Here is a 17564-nt window from a genome sequence, read left to right as displayed (position 1 = left end):
CCGGCAAGGACTGCCCGTCCGGGCCGAGGATGGCAAGGGGCGAGGTGGTTGCCGCAGGCATGAAAAAGCCCGGCGCGCGCATGGCGTACCGGGCTTTTTCTTAACCGGAAGGAGGATTTACTTGCCGCGCAGCTTACGGTGCTTGGTCAGATCCAGAACCTCGCTCGGGCCGCTGTCGTCCTGCAGCAGGCCAAGACGGCGGGCGACTTCCTGGTAAGCCTCTTCCTCGCCGCCGAGATCCTGGCGGAAGCGGTCCTTGTCCAGCTTTTCGCCGGTGATCATGTCCCACAGACGGCAGCCGTCGGGGCTGATCTCGTCTGCCAGGATGACGCGGCTGTAGTCGCCGTCCCAGATGCGGCCGAACTCCAGCTTGAAGTCGACGAGGCGGATGTTGATCGCCGCGAACATGCCCGCCATGAAATCGTTCACGCGGATGGCCATCGCCGCGATGTCCTGCATCTCGTCGTGATTGGCCCAGCCGAAGCAGGCGATGTGTTCCTCGGAGACGAGCGGGTCGCCCAGCGCGTCGTCCTTGAAGTAATATTCGATCAGCGTGTGCGGCAGCATCTCGCCTTCGGGTATGCCGAGGCGCTTGGAGATGGAGCCGGCGGCCACGTTGCGCACCACGACCTCGATCGGGATGATTTCCACCTGGCGGACCAGCTGCTCGCGCATGTTGAGGCGGCGGATGAAGTGGTTGGGTACGCCAATGTGGTTGAGGCGCGTGAACACATACTCGCTGATGCGGTTGTTGATCACGCCCTTGCCCTGGATGGTGCCCTTTTTCTGCGCGTTGAACGCAGTGGCATCGTCCTTGAAATACTGGATCAGCGTACCCGGCTCAGGACCTTCATAGAGGATCTTGGCCTTGCCTTCGTAGATCTGACGGCGACGGGACATGCGCGTGGTCCTTGAAACGATAAAGAGCAAACCCCGGCTCGATCGAGCCGCTTTGGCGACTTCATCGGCCGGGGCATTGGAGCGGGCATATAGTGGAAGCGGCGTCAAAAGCAAACCGGGCAAGGATGGCGCCGTGGACGAAGCCGCGCTAACATTCGCGATGACCATTACAATCGATGCTCTTACCGGCGATGAAGTGCTTGCCGCAATCGACGATCTGGCCGCCTTGCGCGTGACGGTTTTCGCCCAGTGGCCCTACCTCTATGACGGTGACGGGGGGTACGAGGCCGATTACCTGCGCGAATTCGTGGAGGCGCCGGGTGCGGTGCTTGTCGCCGCGCGCGATGGCGGGCGGATCGTGGGGGCGGCCACCGCCTCGGCAATGACGGCGCAGAAGGCGGAATTCCAAGCCCCCTTCACCGTGCGGGGGCTAGATGTCGACAAGCTGTTCTATTTCGGCGAATCCGTGCTGCTGCCCGAATATCGCGGGCAGGGCATCGGCCATGCCTTCTTCGATCACCGCGAGGCACAGGCCCGGCGATGCGGCGCGCAGGCAGCCACGTTTGCGGCCGTCATCCGGCCCTCGGAGCATCCCGACCGTCCGGCGGATTATCGTCCGCTCGACGCTTTCTGGCAAAAGCGCGGTTATGCGCCGGTAGAAGGCTTCGTCACCGAATTCGCCTGGAAGGACCACCGGGACGAGGGCGCTACGCCCAAGCCCATGCAGTACTGGCTGCGGCGTTTCTAAGAGACCGTTTGAAAATGCGCGGAAGCGAGCATTTTGAAGGCGGCAGAATGGCCAAAGCCCATTCTCAAACGGTCTCTTAACGATCCAGTTCTGTAACCAGTTGACGGGCCGCTGCGCTGACCTGCTGCCAGGTCTCCTCGAAGCCTTCCGGGCCGCCGTAGTAGGGATCGGCGACGTCCTGACCTTCCAATCCGGGAACATGGTCCAGAAGCAGCGACAGTTTCGCATGGGGATTGCGCGGTGCGATGCGCTGGAGATCAGCGTAATTGGCGGCATCCAGCGCGATTATGCGGTCGAACCGGGCGAAGTCCTCGGGCGTCGCCTGACGGGCGCGGTAAGAGCGGATGTCGATGCCGTGGCGCTGCGCCTCTGCGCAGGAGCGCGGGTCTGGGCCCTTGCCGATATGCCAGGAGCCGGTTCCGGCTGAATCGACGAGGATGTCAAGGCCCGCTACTCCCGCCTCGCGGCGCAAGGCGGCTTCTGCCAGGGGAGAACGGCAGATATTGCCGAGGCAGACGAAGAGAACGGACGGAATCTGTCGCATGTCCTTACGATAGCGCCCGGGCTTCGCGGCGTCACCGGGCGATGAGGCGGGGAGATGAGAATAGCCTTCAGCGCACGGTGGCGGTGGCTTCTTCGGCAAGGCGGTGCAGCACGGCGCGTATGTCCGATCCGATGAACGGCTTGCCGAGCATCGGGCGCCCGCCGTGGCTTTGGGGGAGGTGGTCCCGGTCGTATCCACTGACGAAGGCGAAAGGGGTGTCGTGCGCTGCAAGCATGTCGGCCACCGGGTCGATCTTCTCGCCGTTGAGGTTCCCATCGAGCAGGGCGGCGTCGGGCCGCGCTTCGCGGATCATGGCCAAGGCCTGCTCGCAGGACGTTGCCGGGCCGATGGCGATCGCACCGCCGTCCTCGATCTCCATCATCAGTTCCATCGCCACCAGCGGTTCGTCCTCGACCACGAGGATGCGCAAGGGAGGCAGGGTATCGGCACTTTGGGGCGGGGGTGGCGGGTCCTGCATGGCGGGCGCGGGGATGGGCGCCGGTGCCTCGCTCTCGGCAGCGGTTTCCACCGGGGCGACCAGCGGAAGGGTCATCGTCCAGCGCACGCCTTCGGGGGCGAAGTCGGCGGTGATGTGCGCGCCGTCGGCCGCCATGCTGTGCTCGATCAGGGTGGAGCCGAAGCCGCGCCGCTGGGGCGGTGCGACAGGCGGACCGCCGTGCTCCGCCCATTCCAGCTCAAGCACGCCCGCTTCGAGCCGCCAGGCCAGATGCACCGTGCCGGCAGCATTCGAGAGTGCGCCGTGCTTGTGGGCGTTGGTCGCCAGTTCGTGGAAGATCAGCGAGAACCGGAGCGCCAGTTCGGGCGGCAGATCCACATCCGGGCCGGCCAGCAGCAGGCGGTCCTCGCTTACCGCGCCGATGGCGACCTGGTCCGCGATGAGGCGGCGCAGACGCGCGCGTTCCCAGGTTGTGGCGCTGAGCATCGAGTGCGCGCGAGAGAGCGCCTGGAGACGCCCGGTGAAGGCATCCTGGAAATCCTTTTCCGAGCGGGCGTGGCGAAAGCCCTGCGAGGCGATCGCCTGGACCGTGGCGAGGGTGTTCTTCACCCGGTGATTCAACTCGCCGATCAGCAGCCGCTGGGTGTCCTCGGCGCGGCGACGCTCGGTGACGTCGAGCAGTTCGATCATCACGCTGCCGGGGCGCAGGCCGCCCCCTGACAGCGAAGGCGCCAGCGAGGAACAGTACCACTCACCTTCGCGCAGGGTGCCATCGGCGTGGGCGAAGCGGTGCTGCTGCATGGCGCGGCGGTCCCCGCCCTTCAGCAGCGCGTTCATGCCGGAAAGGAATTCCTCGCGGCCGCCGTTCGAGGGGAGGAACGGGGCATCGGCAAGGGCCAGGCCCAGCATTTCGGCAGCGGTATAGCCGATCATGCGTTCGGCACTGCGATACCAGCCGACGATACGCAGGGTCGAATCGATCTCCAGCATGGCCAGCGGCGAATTGTCGCCGTGCGCGCGCAGGCGGCCCAGCGCGGCGCCCAGTTCGTCACGCTGCGAGGCGATCTCGCGGCGCTGGCGGGCCAGTTCCACGAAGACCGCGACCTTGGAATTGAGCACGGTGATGTCGAGCGGCTTGAGCAGATAATCGACCGCGCCGGTTTCGAAACCGCGAAACCTACGGCGCTCGTCGGTGGCGACGGCGGTGAGGAAGACGATCGGCACGCCGCGGGTTCGCTCGTTGCCTCGCATCAGTTCGGCCAGTTCGAAGCCGTCCATGTCGGGCATCTGCACGTCTAGCAGGGCCAGCGCGAATTCGTGTTTCAGCAACAGTTCCAGGGCCTCGAACCCGGACGCGGCGGTGACCAGTTCGACGCCCGGCTGGTCGAGCGCGGCATCCAGCGCGACGAGGTTCTTGCGAACGTCGTCGACAGCCAGGATCCTGATCGATTCATTGGGCAATGGCTGCCTCCTGCACGTCGTGGATAGCGCGGCGCGGGGTCGTTTCCTCGGTGTCCGACCCGAAAGGGCAGGGGGCAGGGAAACCGCCGGGAGGGAGGCATTGTACCGGCAGGCCGCAGGTACGGTGCCGGAGCGCGGGGGCGGGGTGTATCAGAATGGATGCCAAGGGAGAGGAAGATTTCGAGTATTTGCTGCCACGCGCATTTTTCATCTAGTATCCAGCGCCGTTGCAAGGCCGTGTGGGGGATGCAGGTACCAGTATGGACCGTACGCCCCCGGCGCGCCCGATCCCCGGATCGGGCAAGGCAACGCACGGCGTCCCGCTTTGGTTCCCGCCGTTAACGCGGAAAACTTCCTTAAGATATTGCTGGTACGACCCGGAGCTTATCGGGGCATTTCCAAGAGCGAGTCTGGTTTACAAGATGGGCCAAGCACCAAAAATTAAAATGCGGCCAGTCCAACAGCTTATCCGCGATACGGCGGGTAACGTGCTGCCCATCGCAGCGATCGGACTGCTCGTGGGAATTGTGATCATCGGTTCGGCCGTCGATCTCAGCCGCAACTATCTTGCCAAGGAACAGCTCCAGACGGCCTGTGACGCCGGCGTGCTGGCGGGGCGCCGGACGGTGACCACCAATGGCTGGGACACCGCTTCCCAGAATGCCGCCAAGGCCTATTTTAACACGAACTACAACGATAACGCCCAGACCACGCGTTTGACGACGTTCAACCCCGTTTCCTCTGACGATGGCAACACCATCACCGCCACGGCGACCACCGTGTTGGATACGCTGCTGATGCGCGTCGTCGGCAAAGACACCATCACCGTCACCGTAACATGCGGCAGTTCGATGGGCGTGGGTAACGCCGACATCATGATGGTGCTCGATACCACGGGTTCGATGGCCAATTCGCTTTCGGGCGGGCAGACGCGGATCCAGGCACTGCGTGCTGCGGTGAAGAACTTCTACCAGACGATGTCGGCCGCGACCGGCGCCAGCAATGCGCGCGTGCGCTACGGATTCGTGCCGTTCAGCTCGACCGTGAACGTCGGGCGTCTGATCAATGATCTCGACCCGCGCTATCTTGTCGATTCGCGTCAATATCAGTCGCGCGTATGGGAGCCGGGCACAACCGCGGACAAGGATACCAACACCGACTGGAAGCTCTATTCGAGCAAGGCCTATTCCTCGTCCTCCAAATGCAGTTCCGATTTGCCGTCGACGACGAATTTCACCGATGTCTCGGGCCAGTCGAAGCAGCAGAGGACTGAATACTCCTGCCGCGACTCGGGATATTATTATTACATATATTCGCGCATCACCACGCGGCCGTATGCCTTCAATTACAGGGCTGCGACTTATGACACGAGCGCCTACAAGAATTTCAACAAGGTAACGACGCGCACCGGCGATGGTGGAACCAATGTTTCTTCAACCTGGGCGGGCTGCATCGAAGAACGCAGCACCATCGCGCAGGCGAACTTCTCTTATTCGTCGGCCACCGGCATCACGCCGACCGGCGCGCTAGACCTAAACCTCGACGGTATTCCCAGTTCGGACGACAAGACCAAGTGGGCGCCGATGTGGCCGGAAGTAGGCTATTACCGGTATACGAGTTCAAATCGCTACACGACGAGCAACTCTCTCTACGGCGCCAAGACGGCGCTTTACTGCCCGGTCGAATCGAGGCTGCTGAGCACGATGGACAAGGACGGTTTCGCGAAGGTTGCGGACTCTCTCACGCCGATCGGCGGCACCTATCTCGACATCGGCATGATCTGGGGCGGGCGCCTGCTTTCGCCGCAGGGCCTGTGGAGGGGCCTGGTGAACGATGATCCCGACAATGGCGGCGAAGTGGCGCGTCACCTCATCTTCATGACCGACGGCGAGATGGAGCCCAACGCCTACATCCAGCAGGCCTGGGGCATGGAGTACTGGGACCGCCGGGTTACCAGCGACGGCACCACCAGCGACGAAGCGCGCCACACGGCACGCTTCCGCGCCGTGTGTGAGGCGATCAAGGACAAGGGCATCCGCATCTGGGTGGTAGCGTTCACCTCTGCGCTGAGCGACGACCTGAAGGCGTGCGCGTCCGACAGCAGCTCCTACGTCGCGGGCAATGCCGCCGAGCTGAATTCCGCGTTTCAGGAAATCGCCAAGCAGGTGGGTGAGCTGAGGGTCGTGGAGTGAGGACGTCGCTGCGTCTGCCTGCGGTGCTGCGCGGTTTTCGGGGCGACCGGCGCGGTGTCACCGCGATCGAGTTCGCGGTGACGGCGCCGGTCCTCTTCATGCTGCTTATCGGGATCTACGACATGGGCCACATGGCCTATCTCAATGCGGTGCTGCACGGCGCGGTAAACCAGGCCGCGCGCATCGGTGCCCTCGAGATTGCCGATACCACCAAGGCGGACAATTATGTGACCGGCCTGGTCCAGGGCGTGGCGCCGGGCGCAACGGTCACCAGCAAGCGCGTCAGCTATTACGACTTCGCGGACATCAAGCGAGCGGAGGCATGGAACGACAAGAACGGCAACGGCACCTGCGACAATTCCGAAAGCTATACCGATGAAAACAAGAACGGTCGCTGGGATGTGGACGTCGGCACCACCGACAATGGCGGTGCGAACGACGTCGTACTCTACACGGTGACAGTTACTTACACGCCGATCTTCGTGAACCCATTCGTGAGCAACGCGAAAAATGCCCGCACCCTGATCGCCAGCGCGGTCAGCAAGAACCAGCCTTACGCGCTTCAGGAGAAGTACGGTTCGGCTGCGGGGATATGTTCGTGAGGCGTACCATGTGGCGACCGCGCTCGCTCGCCCAGCGGCTGCGCAAGGACCAGCGCGGCGTTTCCTTCCTCGAATTCGCGCTGATCCTGCCGGTGCTCATCACGCTGGGCTTCTACGGCACCGAACTGGCGACGATGGCCACGGTGAACATGCAGATCGGGCAGATGGCGACTTCGGTTGCCGACAACGCTTCGCGCCTTGGCCAGACGGACAATAGCGCGGTGACGCCCACCGTCACCCAGACCCAGATCGATTCGATCATGACGGGCGCTCTGGTCCAAGGATCGGCCTTCAATTTCCAAACCAACGGCCGGATCATCCTGTCCAGCCTGGAGCGCGATTCCGCCACCGGGCGCCAGTACATCCACTGGCAGCGCTGCAAAGGCAGCCTCAAGGCCAATTCGAAGTACGGAAAGTCCGGCACCGGCCTGACAGGCACTACACTGGCCGGCATGGGCAACCCGCTGATTACGGCGGTCGATGGCTCGGCGGTGATGTACGTCGAGATATATTATACCTACCAGCCGCTGTTCGGTTCGATGTTCGTGGGCAAACCCAACTTCCGCCGCGAGGCTGCATTCATGATCCGCGACGACCGCAACCTGACCCCGGGCATTACGCCGACCAACACCGATACCAGCTGTTCGTAAAGCCGATACCGGTGTGTCGGAATAAAGCGCCGTCCCCGCTTGTGCGGGGCCGACGCTTTTTCTCTTAGCGGCCCGGCTCAAGCCTGATCGCGGTGCCGCCGCCGGGGGCCAGCCATACGTCCATCGTATCGCCCTTGCGCACAGTCTTCGTATCGTAGGCGATCTTGTGGCGCGCTTCGGTGAGGTAGGTGGCGCCTTCGCCGTCCTTCCAGACGCTGGCCTTGTAGCTCTTGCCCGCGTCGAGGAAATCGAACTTCAGCGTTACCGTGCGCGCTGTGGCATCGTTGACGCCGCCGACGAACCAGCGCTGCGAACCCCGATCCTTGCGCGCGAAGATCGCATAATCGCCCACTTCGCCGGCGATGAGGTGGCTTTCCGACCAGTCGGTGGGGACGGACTCGATGAAGTTCATCTCGCGCGGGTATTTGTCCAGCTGCTCGATGAAGTCCGCCGCCATCTGGATCGGCGAGTAGATCGCCAGATACAGCCCCAGCTGCTTGGCGAGGGTAGAGGCCAGCGGTCCGTTGGCGCCTTCCAGGCTCAGAACGCCCGGGGTGAAGTCCATCGGGCCGGAAAGCATGCGGGTATAGACCAGCGTCGGCTCATGCTCAGGCCCGTTCGCGAATGTGCCCCATGCGTTGTATTCCATGCCGCGTGCGCCTTCGCGCGATACCCAGTTGGGATAGGTGCGGCGCAGGCCGGTGTCCTTGACCGGTTCGTGGGCGTCGATGGCGATGTGATGCTTCGCCGCATCCTCGACCACGGCGAGGTGATGCTGCACCATGCGCTGACCATCATGCCATTCCATGCGCAGCGGGCCAACCGGGGCGCCCGGCGCGTCGGTATTGGCGATCACGCCGCCGCCGTCCGCGACATAGCCGGTCTTCACGGTATCGACGCCCAGCTTCTGGTACAGGGCGAAACCCTCGTCCATGTGCGCTTCGTAATTGGCGATGTTCCCGCCGGTTTCGTGGTGGCCGATCAGGCGCACGCCCTTTTTGCGGGCATACTTTGTGATTGCCTCGATGTCGAAATCGGGTGTTGCCTGGGTGAAGCTGAACTCGTCGCCGTGGCCGAACCAGTCGCCGTTCCACCCCTTGTTCCAGCCTTCAACCAGCACGCCGCGGAAACCATGCTGCGCAGCATAATCGATGTACTGCTTGGTGCGTTCGGTGGTGGCGCCGTGCTTCGGGCCCTCCGCCCAGCTCCAGTCGTTTCGGATCATGCCCCACCAGATGCCGATGTAGCGCGCCGGTTTCACCCAGCTGACGTCGCCCAGCTTGTTGGGCTCGTTGAGGTTGAGTTCGAGGTCGTTGTCAACCAGACCCGCCGCATTGTCGGCGATGCGGATCGTGCGCCAGGGGGTGGCGAAAGGCAGGTCGCGCACCACGCGGGCCCCGCGCGACGAGGGCGAGAGGGTGGTGCGGAATTTCTGCCCGTCGGCGCGCTTGAACCAGTATCCGGCGTAATCGACCAGCGCCGCTTCGTGGAACGAAAGGTGGGTGCCATCTTCGAGCTTCATGGTGATCGGCGTGTGGGCGGTCGAAACGGCGTCGATCGGGGTCTGCTGGTAGACCTGCTCGTAGCGGTTCCATTCGCCGCCGGGGATCCACCATGCGGTGCCCTTGGGAACGATGTCGAATTCGGTGGTTTCCTCGGCGATCTTCATCGTCTTGAGGCCCGGCTGCTCGGGTATTTCGTAGCGGAAACCCACACCGTTATCGAACAGGCGGAAGGTCACGTTCATGCGCCGCTCGCCGTATGTCGGGCCTTGCTGGAAGCGCACGGTGATCTGGTTGTAGCTGTCCTTCACATAGCGGCGCTCGCCCCAGGGCTGCTCCCAGGTGTCGTTGCCCCTGGCGGTTTCGCTGCTGGTGATGGAGAAGCCGCGCGCCATGTTGAGGCCGTCGGTCAGGACGAAGCCGAGCTTGCTGGGCGCGATCAGCAGCTTGCCCTTGCGCGAGATCGAGTAGGTCGGCCGGCTGTCGTTGTCGGTGCTGACGGTGAGCACGATCGAGCCGTCGGGCGAGGCGGCGGTGACGGCCTTGGCATCTTGGGCTGATGCGGGATGGGCGGCGAACGCGGCGAAAGTCAGGCCAGCGGTTGCCAGCAGATTGAGCGGCTTCATGCCTGTTCTCCTTCGATGATCCACACGCCGCCCCATGCGGGCAGCGTTCCGGGCTCTGCCGCGTTAACAGCCGCAAGAATGCGGCCGGACGTGGCAATTTCAGCGGGCCATGCTGCAGCATCGGCCCCCATGTTGAATGCGGCGAGGACGCTTTTGCCCTCGGCAATGCGGCGCAGCACGAGGCGGGTTTCATCCGCCACCAGCACCTCGCACGAACCCCGGCGCAGCGGCGCGCTTGTTCTGCGAAGGTGCAGCAAATGGCGCGTCAGGTTGAGCAGCGATGCGGGGTCGGCCTCCTGCCGGTCCACCGCGCGTTCGAGGTTCTGCGCGCTCAGCGGCAGCCACGGCGTGGTGGAGGTGAAGCCGCCATGCTCGTCCTGCGTGGCCCAGGGCAGCGGGGTGCGAACGCCGTCGCGCGAGAGGGTGAGGGGCCAGTTGGCGATGGCCTCGGGATCGCGCAGTTGTTCGAAGGGAATCTCGTCCTGCAGCAGGCCCAGTTCCTCGCCCTGGAACAGGATCGGATTGCCGCGCAGCGAGCACAGCAGCATGGTCTTCATCCGCGCGAAGGCTTCGATCTGGTCCGGTTCGCACCAGCGCGAAAGGGCGCGCGGGGCATCGTGGTTCTCGAAGGCCCAGCTCGGCCAGCCGATGCCGGCCTGATCCGGCCAGAAATCCTGCGCGGCGGCGATGCGCGCCGGGGTCAGCTTGTCGGCATAGAGGAAGTCAAAGCCATAGGCGCTGTCGAGGCGGGCGGGGCCTTGGGTGAAGTCCTTCATCTCCTGCGCCGCGTTCTTGCCGCCCACTTCGGCCAGCGAATAAGTGTCCGGGTAGGAGGCGATCAGGGCCTGCAGCCGCTCGATGAAACCGATGATGTCGGGGTGCGACTGGTTGTGCACCTGAAGCTGGAAATCATAGGGGCGGGTGCGCAGCGTGCCGTCCTGCGGCGCGGGCGGATTGTCGCGCAGCAAGGGGTCGTGCATCGAATGATTGAGCGCGTCGATGCGAAAGCCAGAGACGCCCCGGTCCAGCCAGAACTTCGCCACGTCCAGCAGGGCCTGCTGCACGTCCGGATTGTGCACGTTGAGCTGCGGCTGCTCGGCCAGGAAGTTGTGCATGTAATACTGCCCGCGCCGCGCATCCCAGCGCCATGCCGGGCCGCCGAACACCGACTGCCAGTTATTGGGCGGTGATCCGTCCGCCTTCGCATCGGCCCAGACATACCAGTCCGCCCGGGCATTATCGCCGCTGGCCCGGCTCTGGGCGAACCAGGGGTGACGGTCGGATGTATGGGCATAGACCTGATCGACGATGACCTTGAGGCCAAGCGCGCGCGCTTTGGCGATCAGCGCGTCGAAATCCTCGACCGTGCCGAACATCGGGTCGACCGCGCAGTAATCGGAAATGTCGTAGCCGAAGTCCGCCATGGGCGAGGCGTAGAATGGCGAGATCCAGATCGCGTCGACGCCGAGGCGGGCGACGTGGTCCAGCCGGGCGGTGATGCCCGGCAGGTCGCCGATGCCGTCACCGTTGGAATCGGCGAAGCTGCGCGGATAGATCTGGTAGATCGCGGCGCCGCGCCACCAGGGGGCGCTTGTGGTCTTATCGGTGTAGGTCATCGCGGGTTCCGGGCCATCCAGGTGTCGTGCGGGTGCGGTTAGGTGCCGTCAGGGACGCGCGGCGCAAACGGCGAATCCAAGCGGGGGAAGCGTCACAGTGAGAGAGCCCGGAGCGCTGGATTGCGGGGCACAATCGCTGCCCGCAAGCCATGCAAAATGGCGCGACGCGGCATCGACCTGAACCTGCGCGGTGACTGGCTTGGTCGAGGTGTTGTAGGCCAGCAGCACCTCTCGCCCGTCCTGGGGGTCGAAGCGCGAGACGGCGAACAGGCCGGGTTCCTCGGACGCGGTGCGCAGTTCCGTCCGCCCTGAAGTCAGCGCAGGCGTGCTGCGCCGCAATTTCGCAAGACCCGCGATGAAGGTGTAGAGCGGATGGGCGGTGTCGAAGTTCGCCTGCGCCGTGGTGGCATCCGTGCCGACGAGCTTTTCCGCGTTATAGGTCGCGGTCTTGGACGGGAACATGTCCTGCCGCGAAAGCTGGTCGTTGCCTTCGCCGACGAAGCCCTGTTCGTCGCCCGAATAGATCGTGGGCACCCCGCGCAGGGTCAGCAGAAGGGCATGGGCCAGCTTGTCGCGGGCGAGCAGTTCGTCGGCCGCGATACCGGGACGCGCCTGTTTGATGAACATGGCGATGCGCCCGGCATCGTGGTTGCCAAGGAACGTCGGCAATTGCATCGCCCCCGCCTTGCCTCCTTGATAAAGTACGTCATCCTCGACCATGCGGGCAAGGTCCTGGGTGCCGGACTTGCCGCTGCTGGCGCTGATCGCGGCCTGCATGAACGCAAAGTCGAGCACTGCTGGCAGGCCTGAATTGCGCGTCCACGAAGCGAGCAGGGCGGGGTCGTAGACGTCGCCGGTGGTCACTTCGCCGAAGATGTGGAAGTTGGGAATGCCCTTCGCCTTCGCGCGTGCCTGCATGGCCGGCACGAACGAGCGCCAGAATGCGGCATCGACGTGCTTGGCGGTGTCGATGCGGAAGCCGTCGATACCGAAGCGGTCGATCCAGGCTCCGTAGATGTCGAACATGCCCGCGATTACGCGCGGGTCCTCGGTGGCGAGGTCGTCCAGGCCCACGAAATCGCCGTATTGCGCGCTCTCGCCCTTCCAGTCGGTGTTGCCCCGATTGTGGTAATATATCGGATCGTTGAGCCAGGCGGGCACTTTTACATGACGCTCGGCCTTGGGCACGACCGGGGTATAGGCGAACGACGGGTCGGTCAGTTTGGCCCAGTTCTGGGCGGTGGCCACGGTATCGCCCGCGAAGCCGGGATTGATCGCCGGGCTGTTCACGCCGCCGCGCGTTGAGAAGGGATAATCAGCCTTCGAGCGATAGGGATAGCCCTGCGCCGCGCCTTCCTTGTACTGAATGACGTCGGCGGTGTGGTTGATGATGATGTCCATGTAGACCTTCATGCCCCGCGCATGGGCGGCATCGACAAGGGTCTTGAAATCGGCATCAGTGCCGAGGTGCGGATCGACCTGCGTGAAGTCGGTGATCCAGTAGCCGTGGTATCCGGCGCTTTCTTCGCCCTTGGCGCCTTGTACCGGCTTGTTCTTGAAGATCGGGCCGACCCAGATCGCGCTGGCGCCAAGGCCCTCGATATAGTCCAGCTTCTGCGTCAGGCCCTTGAGATCGCCGCCGTGGTAGAAGGCCTTGTCGGCGGGGTCGAAGCCGGTCTGCAGCTTGCTGCCCTTGAGGCCGCCCCTGTCGTTTGCAGGATCGCCGTTTTCGAAGCGGTCGGGCAGGACGAAGTAGATCACTTCCTGCTCGGGCGTCCGCGCGCGCAGGTCCTGTTCGGGCGTGGCCATCGCGGCGCCGTGGGCGAGGGCAAGCGCGAGGGCGAGCGAGGGGAGGAGGCGGTTCATCGGTCGGTCCTTCGCATTGGCCGGCATTGTGCCCGCATATTCCCGCCGAATGTGCAGCATTCGGGAGATAGGCGGAACCGGGGAGGGAGGGTAACTTCCCGGCTCCGCCCATGTGGCGCGGCAGATGAGGAGGAGGATCTCCTGCCGCGCCGGGGGGGTTAGAACTTGTACGTGAAACCGGCCAGGAAACGGCGGCCGTAGGTCTGGTAATCGATGACCTCGCGGGTATCGCCCGGGTTGGTGGTGACGAAAGGCGCGTCGGTCAGGTTCTGGCCCTGGATGTAGAGCGACAGGCCTTCCAGTGCGCTGCCCGGCTGGAAATCGTAGCCGATCTGAGCGTCCACGATCGTTTCCGAAGCGGCGCGGCGGCGCACGCGGTTGGCGGCGAAGCCGGAGACTTCACCCAGGAAGGTGGAGCGATAGCGCACTGAACCACGGGCGTTGAACCCGGCCTTCTCGAAGTAGGCGGTGCCATTGGCGACCCACTTCGAATAGCCCGGCAGAGCGCTGGCCGCTTCGCCCGGCGAGGGCTGGATCTTGCTCTTGGTATAGGCGACCGAGCCTGTGACACCGAAGCCTTCCAACGCTGATACGAAAGCGTCGAACGGCAGGGTGGTGGCGATCTCCACGCCGTAGAGCTTGCCGCCCTTGCCGTTGATCGGCACGTTGATGAGCGCGGTGTCCGCGAAGGGCACGTCGTCGTCCGCCGGGGCGAGCGAGAGGCTGCTGGTGGGGACCAGGATATCCTGGTTGTAGACGTAGCTTTTCAGTTCCTTCCAGAAGAACTGCGCGGCGATGTAGCCCTTGCTGGCGAAGTACTTCTCGAAGGTCAGGTCAAGCGCGTTGGCGCGCCACGGACGCAGGGCCGGGTTGCCCGACGTCCCGCTGACCTGCGCCACGGGCGCGCCGTTGGCGTCCTCGGTCAGCAGGTAGCTGAAGCTTTCCGAGGCGCGCATGTCGTCGAGGCGCGGGCGGATGATCTCGCGCGCGGCGGCAAAGCGGATTACGAATTCGCCGGGGAAGCGCAGCGACAGGTTGAGGCTGGGCAGCACGTCGAGATAGTCGGTGCTCTCGTTGCGCGCCAAGGCGCCGACATTGGGCGAACCGTTGGCGTTGGTGCCGAGCAGCACGGCGCTGGCTCCGCGCGAGTTCTGGTCGGTCCACTGCGCCTGGACGCCGAAGTTGCCGGTCAGGTGGGCAGAGCCGACGTCGGTGTCGAGATTGCCCTGAAGATAAGCCGTCATCAGCCGCTCGCGGATCGCGTAGCTCTTGACCACCACGTCCCCGTAGGGGTTCGCGACGCGGTTGTAGATGCCGTCGCGCACAAGTGCGGCCGGATCATAGCTGATGACCGAGCCGAGACCGGCATAGCCGAGATCGGTCGTGCCCTTGCGGTACTGTTCGGGCACCGCAACGCTGGTCAGGCCATCGGTATTGGCGGCAAGGCCAAGGAAGTATTCCTCGGGCACCAGCGTCTTGGAACGGTTGGTGTAGTTCATGCCGAACTGGAACGAGTGCAGCGGTCCGCTTTCGAACTCATGCTCGACTTCGGTGCGGAACTGCCAGAGTTCGTCCTTGATGCGGCGGTTGTTGTAGTAGCCGTCCTGGCCATTGCGAATGGCGGTGCCGTCGGGCGCGATCTGGGTGCCGCCCCAGCCTTGCGGGCTGGTCAGCAGGATCGTGTCGTAGTTGCCGTAATCCAGCCCGTGTGTGAACGTGGAACCCTTGGTGCCGGTGTTGAAGCCGATCGTGTCGTAAGCGCCGTCCGTGTTGCGGCCGGTGCCGGCGGTCGTCTCGATCGACAGTTCATTGCGGTCGGTCTTGGAATAGCTGACGTCGAAGAAGGCGTTCCAGCCGTCGTCGCCTTCCCACTTGGTGTTCCAGCCGAACGAATAGAGCTTGGCGTGGCGCTGGAACAGGTCGTTGCGCACCAGCGACTTGACGCCGGAGAACTCGCCCGAGGTGACCAGGGCGTTCTCGACCGTGCCGGGGGTGAGCACGGCGGTGTCGGGGTCCATCGCCAGCGGCATCTCGACGCCGCGCTTGATCTGGTCGTCCTTGAAGTTGGAGTAGAACGCGTCGAGCGTGCTCGTCAGGTTCGGCGTCGGGCGCCATTGCAGCGTGCCGTTGAAGCCCAGACGCTTCAGCTTGGTGGAGGTTACCATCGCCTTCGCGCCGCCGATCACCCGGTCGCCATTGGCGAGATCGGAGTAACCCCAGGCATTGTACTCCTTAACCTGGTAAGGCTCGTTGGTGTAGCTGGCGCCCAGTGCGATGCCGAGCGTGTCGTTCGCGAACTGGTCGACGTACATCGCGTTGACGCGGTAACCCTTGTCGGTGGACCCGGCGTTCAGCTTGCCCAGATCGGCGTAGGAACCGCGCGCGCCCACCGTGATGATGCGCTTGCCCGTATCGAGCGGGCGGATCGTCCGCATGTCGACCGTGCCCGAAAGGCCCTGACCGACGAGGCTGGCCATCGGCGTCTTGTAGACGTTGACGGCGCTGACGACCTCGGACGGATACTGATCGTATTCCACCGCGCGGTTGTCACCGGTGGAGGTCTGTTCGCGGCCGTTCAGCAGCGTGGTCGAGAAGTCCGGCGAGAAGCCGCGAATGGCGATCGAGTTGGACCGGCCGTTGACGCGCTGCGAGGTCAGACCGGGCAGGCGCGCGATCGATTCCGCGATGGATGCATCCGGCAATTTGCCGATGTCCTCGGCCGAGACCGATTCCACGATCTGCTCGGCGTTGCGCTTCTTGTTGATCGCGTTCTGGAGGCTGGCGCGAAAGCCGGTGACGACGATGGCGCCCTGGTCGGCTGCGGTTTCGTCGGCGACGGGTGCTTCGGCGTCCTGCGCCTGCGCGGCGGCGGGCAGGGCGGCTGCGACCAGCACGGCGGCGATGGCCATGCAGGACGAAGTCCCGACGGCGGAAATTGGCTTACGAAGCTGCATTTGGGTGTCCCTCTCCTGTCCCCACCGGAAAACTGTACGTGGCGACCGGCACCGCCCAATTTGGAGCCCGCACATTGCTGCCGCGACTCCATCTACCCCCTTTGCTTAAGATGAGACTGCGCAGCGCATAATAGGGCATACGTATACGCAGATGCCGCATAGCGACGTGCGTTGCTTCTATGCAACGCACGGATTTGTTCGTAAGTGTAGGAATACCGGCATCCTGGAGAGGAAGCGATCCTGCTCTGTTGCAGTGCAGCATCGCTGATGGCCGATGGCAAAGAGATGGCAAGATGGGACGCAAGCCTAGCAACCGACCGACCAGTTTCGACATCGCCTACCGCGCCGGAGTGTCCCAGCCGACGGTAAGCAGGGCGCTGCGAGGGGCAAAGTCGGTCAGCGCCGAAACCCGCGCCCGGATCGAGGCCATCGCGCGCGAGCTGAACTATTCGGTCGACAAGAACGCATCGTCGCTGCGCTCGCAGCGGTCGAACACGATCGCGCTGCTGTTCTTCGAAGAACAGATGCCCGACGATTCCAAGATCAACCCGTTCTTCCTCGCCATGCTCGGCGCGATCACGCGCAGCTGTGCGACGCGCGGGCTGGACCTGCTGATCTCGTTCCAGAAGCTGGAGGACGACTGGCACGTTCGCTACCAGGACAGCCACCGCGCCGATGGCCTGATCCTGCTCGGCTACGGGGACTACAAGGTCTATGAAAGCCGCCTGCGCCAACTGGTGGGGCAGGGCACGCATTTCGTGCGCTGGGGCAGCGTGGACGAGGCCAACATCGGCGCCACGGTGGGGTCTGACAACGTGGGGGCAGGCCGCATGGCGGGTGAGCACCTGCTGGGCCTCGGCCGCCGCCGCATCGCTTTTCTTGGCCAGGCGGACGAGCACTACCCCGAGTTCGCCGACCGTTACCGCGGCCTGTGCGAGGCGCTGGAGGCCGCCGGTATCGCGCCGGACCCACGCCTGCAATGCAATGCCGTGAACCTTGAGGACCGGGGCCACGCCGCGATGGCCGCACTGATCGCCAAGGGCGCGGCCTTCGACGCCGTTTTCGCGGCCAGCGATACGATCGCCGTGGGCGCCATGCGCGCCTTGGCCGAGGCGGGCCTGTCGATCCCCGGCGACGTGGCGGTGATGGGCTTCGACGATCTGCCCGCTGCCAGCATGACCAATCCGCCGCTGACCACGATCATGCAGGACCTCAAGCGCGCGGGCGAAGTCCTGGTCGAAACGCTTGCCGCGCAGATCGAGGACGGCGATGCGCCAGCCGGTACGCTGGATGCGAAGCTGGTGGTGAGGGGCAGTACGGCGGGGCCTTCGACAAGCTCGGGCTGAGCGGAACTCGATCCACAGCGGCTACCTCCATACCGGACGTATCTTCGCACATGCCCAACACCGCTCAGCCTGGGCTTGTCGAAGGCTGGCCGCAACCGGT

At 64.2% G+C, this 17564-nt stretch carries 12 protein-coding genes; 5 read left to right on the top strand and 7 right to left on the bottom strand.

The genetic code is table 11. The features are described from left to right. Nucleotides 1–117: 117 nt before the first annotated feature. The gene (gene purC, locus V474_RS05305; RefSeq protein ID WP_043972592.1) at nt 118–900 is read right to left on the bottom strand and encodes a phosphoribosylaminoimidazolesuccinocarboxamide synthase; all 783 of its coding nucleotides are present in this window, start codon (nt 898–900) and stop codon (nt 118–120) included. Nucleotides 901–1060: 160 nt separating this feature from the next. Here purC and V474_RS05300 point away from each other — a divergent pair, with 160 nt between their 5' ends. Then, on the top strand, nt 1061–1648 hold the full coding sequence (locus V474_RS05300) for a GNAT family N-acetyltransferase (RefSeq protein ID WP_059150797.1): 588 nt from the start codon (nt 1061–1063) through the stop codon (nt 1646–1648). Nucleotides 1649–1724: 76 nt separating this feature from the next. Here V474_RS05300 and V474_RS05295 read toward each other — a convergent pair whose 3' ends face one another. Next, nucleotides 1725–2192: a low molecular weight protein-tyrosine-phosphatase gene (locus V474_RS05295; protein WP_059150425.1), complete on the bottom strand. Its 468-nt coding sequence runs from the start codon at nt 2190–2192 to the stop codon at nt 1725–1727. A 67-nt stretch (nt 2193–2259) separates the two neighbouring features. After that, nucleotides 2260–4110 carry a response regulator gene (locus V474_RS05290; RefSeq protein WP_059150424.1) on the bottom strand — a complete coding sequence of 617 codons (1851 nt, stop codon included), beginning with the start codon at nt 4108–4110 and terminating at the stop codon, nt 2260–2262. Between the two features lie 260 nt (nt 4111–4370). On the opposite strand from V474_RS05290, the gene V474_RS05285 reads away from it, so the two are divergent. Genes V474_RS05285 through V474_RS05275 form a run of 3 tightly spaced genes read left to right on the top strand, consistent with a single transcriptional unit; the run spans nt 4371 to nt 7554 of the window. Continuing rightward, nucleotides 4371–6302 carry a TadE/TadG family type IV pilus assembly protein gene (locus V474_RS05285; RefSeq protein WP_236710700.1) on the top strand — a complete coding sequence of 644 codons (1932 nt, stop codon included), beginning with the start codon at nt 4371–4373 and terminating at the stop codon, nt 6300–6302. Beyond that, on the top strand, nt 6299–6904 hold the full coding sequence (locus V474_RS05280) for a TadE/TadG family type IV pilus assembly protein (RefSeq protein ID WP_059150422.1): 606 nt from the start codon (nt 6299–6301) through the stop codon (nt 6902–6904). Before V474_RS05285 ends, V474_RS05280 begins: the two co-directional genes overlap by 4 nt. After that, entirely contained in the window at nt 6901–7554 is a 654-nt protein-coding gene (locus tag V474_RS05275) for a TadE/TadG family type IV pilus assembly protein (RefSeq protein ID WP_236710698.1), read from the top strand. Before V474_RS05280 ends, V474_RS05275 begins: the two co-directional genes overlap by 4 nt. Before the next feature lie 64 nt (nt 7555–7618). On the opposite strand, the gene V474_RS05270 is transcribed toward V474_RS05275, so the two are convergent. The 4 genes from V474_RS05270 to V474_RS05255 all read right to left on the bottom strand — a co-directional run bounded on the left by V474_RS05270 (nt 7619) and on the right by V474_RS05255 (nt 16118). After that, a complete protein-coding gene (locus V474_RS05270) occupies nt 7619–9682 on the bottom strand; it encodes a glycoside hydrolase family 97 protein (protein WP_059150421.1) in 2064 nt (687 codons plus the stop codon). Then, the gene (locus V474_RS05265) at nt 9679–11298 is read right to left on the bottom strand and encodes an alpha-amylase family glycosyl hydrolase (RefSeq protein WP_059150420.1); all 1620 of its coding nucleotides are present in this window, start codon (nt 11296–11298) and stop codon (nt 9679–9681) included. Before V474_RS05265 ends, V474_RS05270 begins: the two co-directional genes overlap by 4 nt. A gap of 48 nt (nt 11299–11346) precedes the next feature. Next, a complete protein-coding gene (locus V474_RS05260) occupies nt 11347–13164 on the bottom strand; it encodes an alpha-amylase family glycosyl hydrolase (RefSeq protein ID WP_059150795.1) in 1818 nt (605 codons plus the stop codon). Between the two features lie 158 nt (nt 13165–13322). Continuing rightward, nucleotides 13323–16118, bottom strand: coding sequence for a TonB-dependent receptor (locus V474_RS05255; RefSeq protein ID WP_236710697.1), 2796 nt, complete (start codon nt 16116–16118; stop codon nt 13323–13325). 293 nt (nt 16119–16411) lie between these two features. Here V474_RS05255 and V474_RS05250 point away from each other — a divergent pair, with 293 nt between their 5' ends. Then, nucleotides 16412–17464 carry a LacI family DNA-binding transcriptional regulator gene (locus tag V474_RS05250; RefSeq protein ID WP_059150419.1) on the top strand — a complete coding sequence of 351 codons (1053 nt, stop codon included), beginning with the start codon at nt 16412–16414 and terminating at the stop codon, nt 17462–17464. Nucleotides 17465–17564: the final 100 nt, after the last annotated feature.

Origin of the sequence: Novosphingobium barchaimii LL02, assembly GCF_001046635.1 — a bacterium.
Classification (GTDB): domain Bacteria; phylum Pseudomonadota; class Alphaproteobacteria; order Sphingomonadales; family Sphingomonadaceae; genus Novosphingobium; species Novosphingobium barchaimii.
This window is presented reverse-complemented; position numbering and strand designations above follow the sequence as displayed.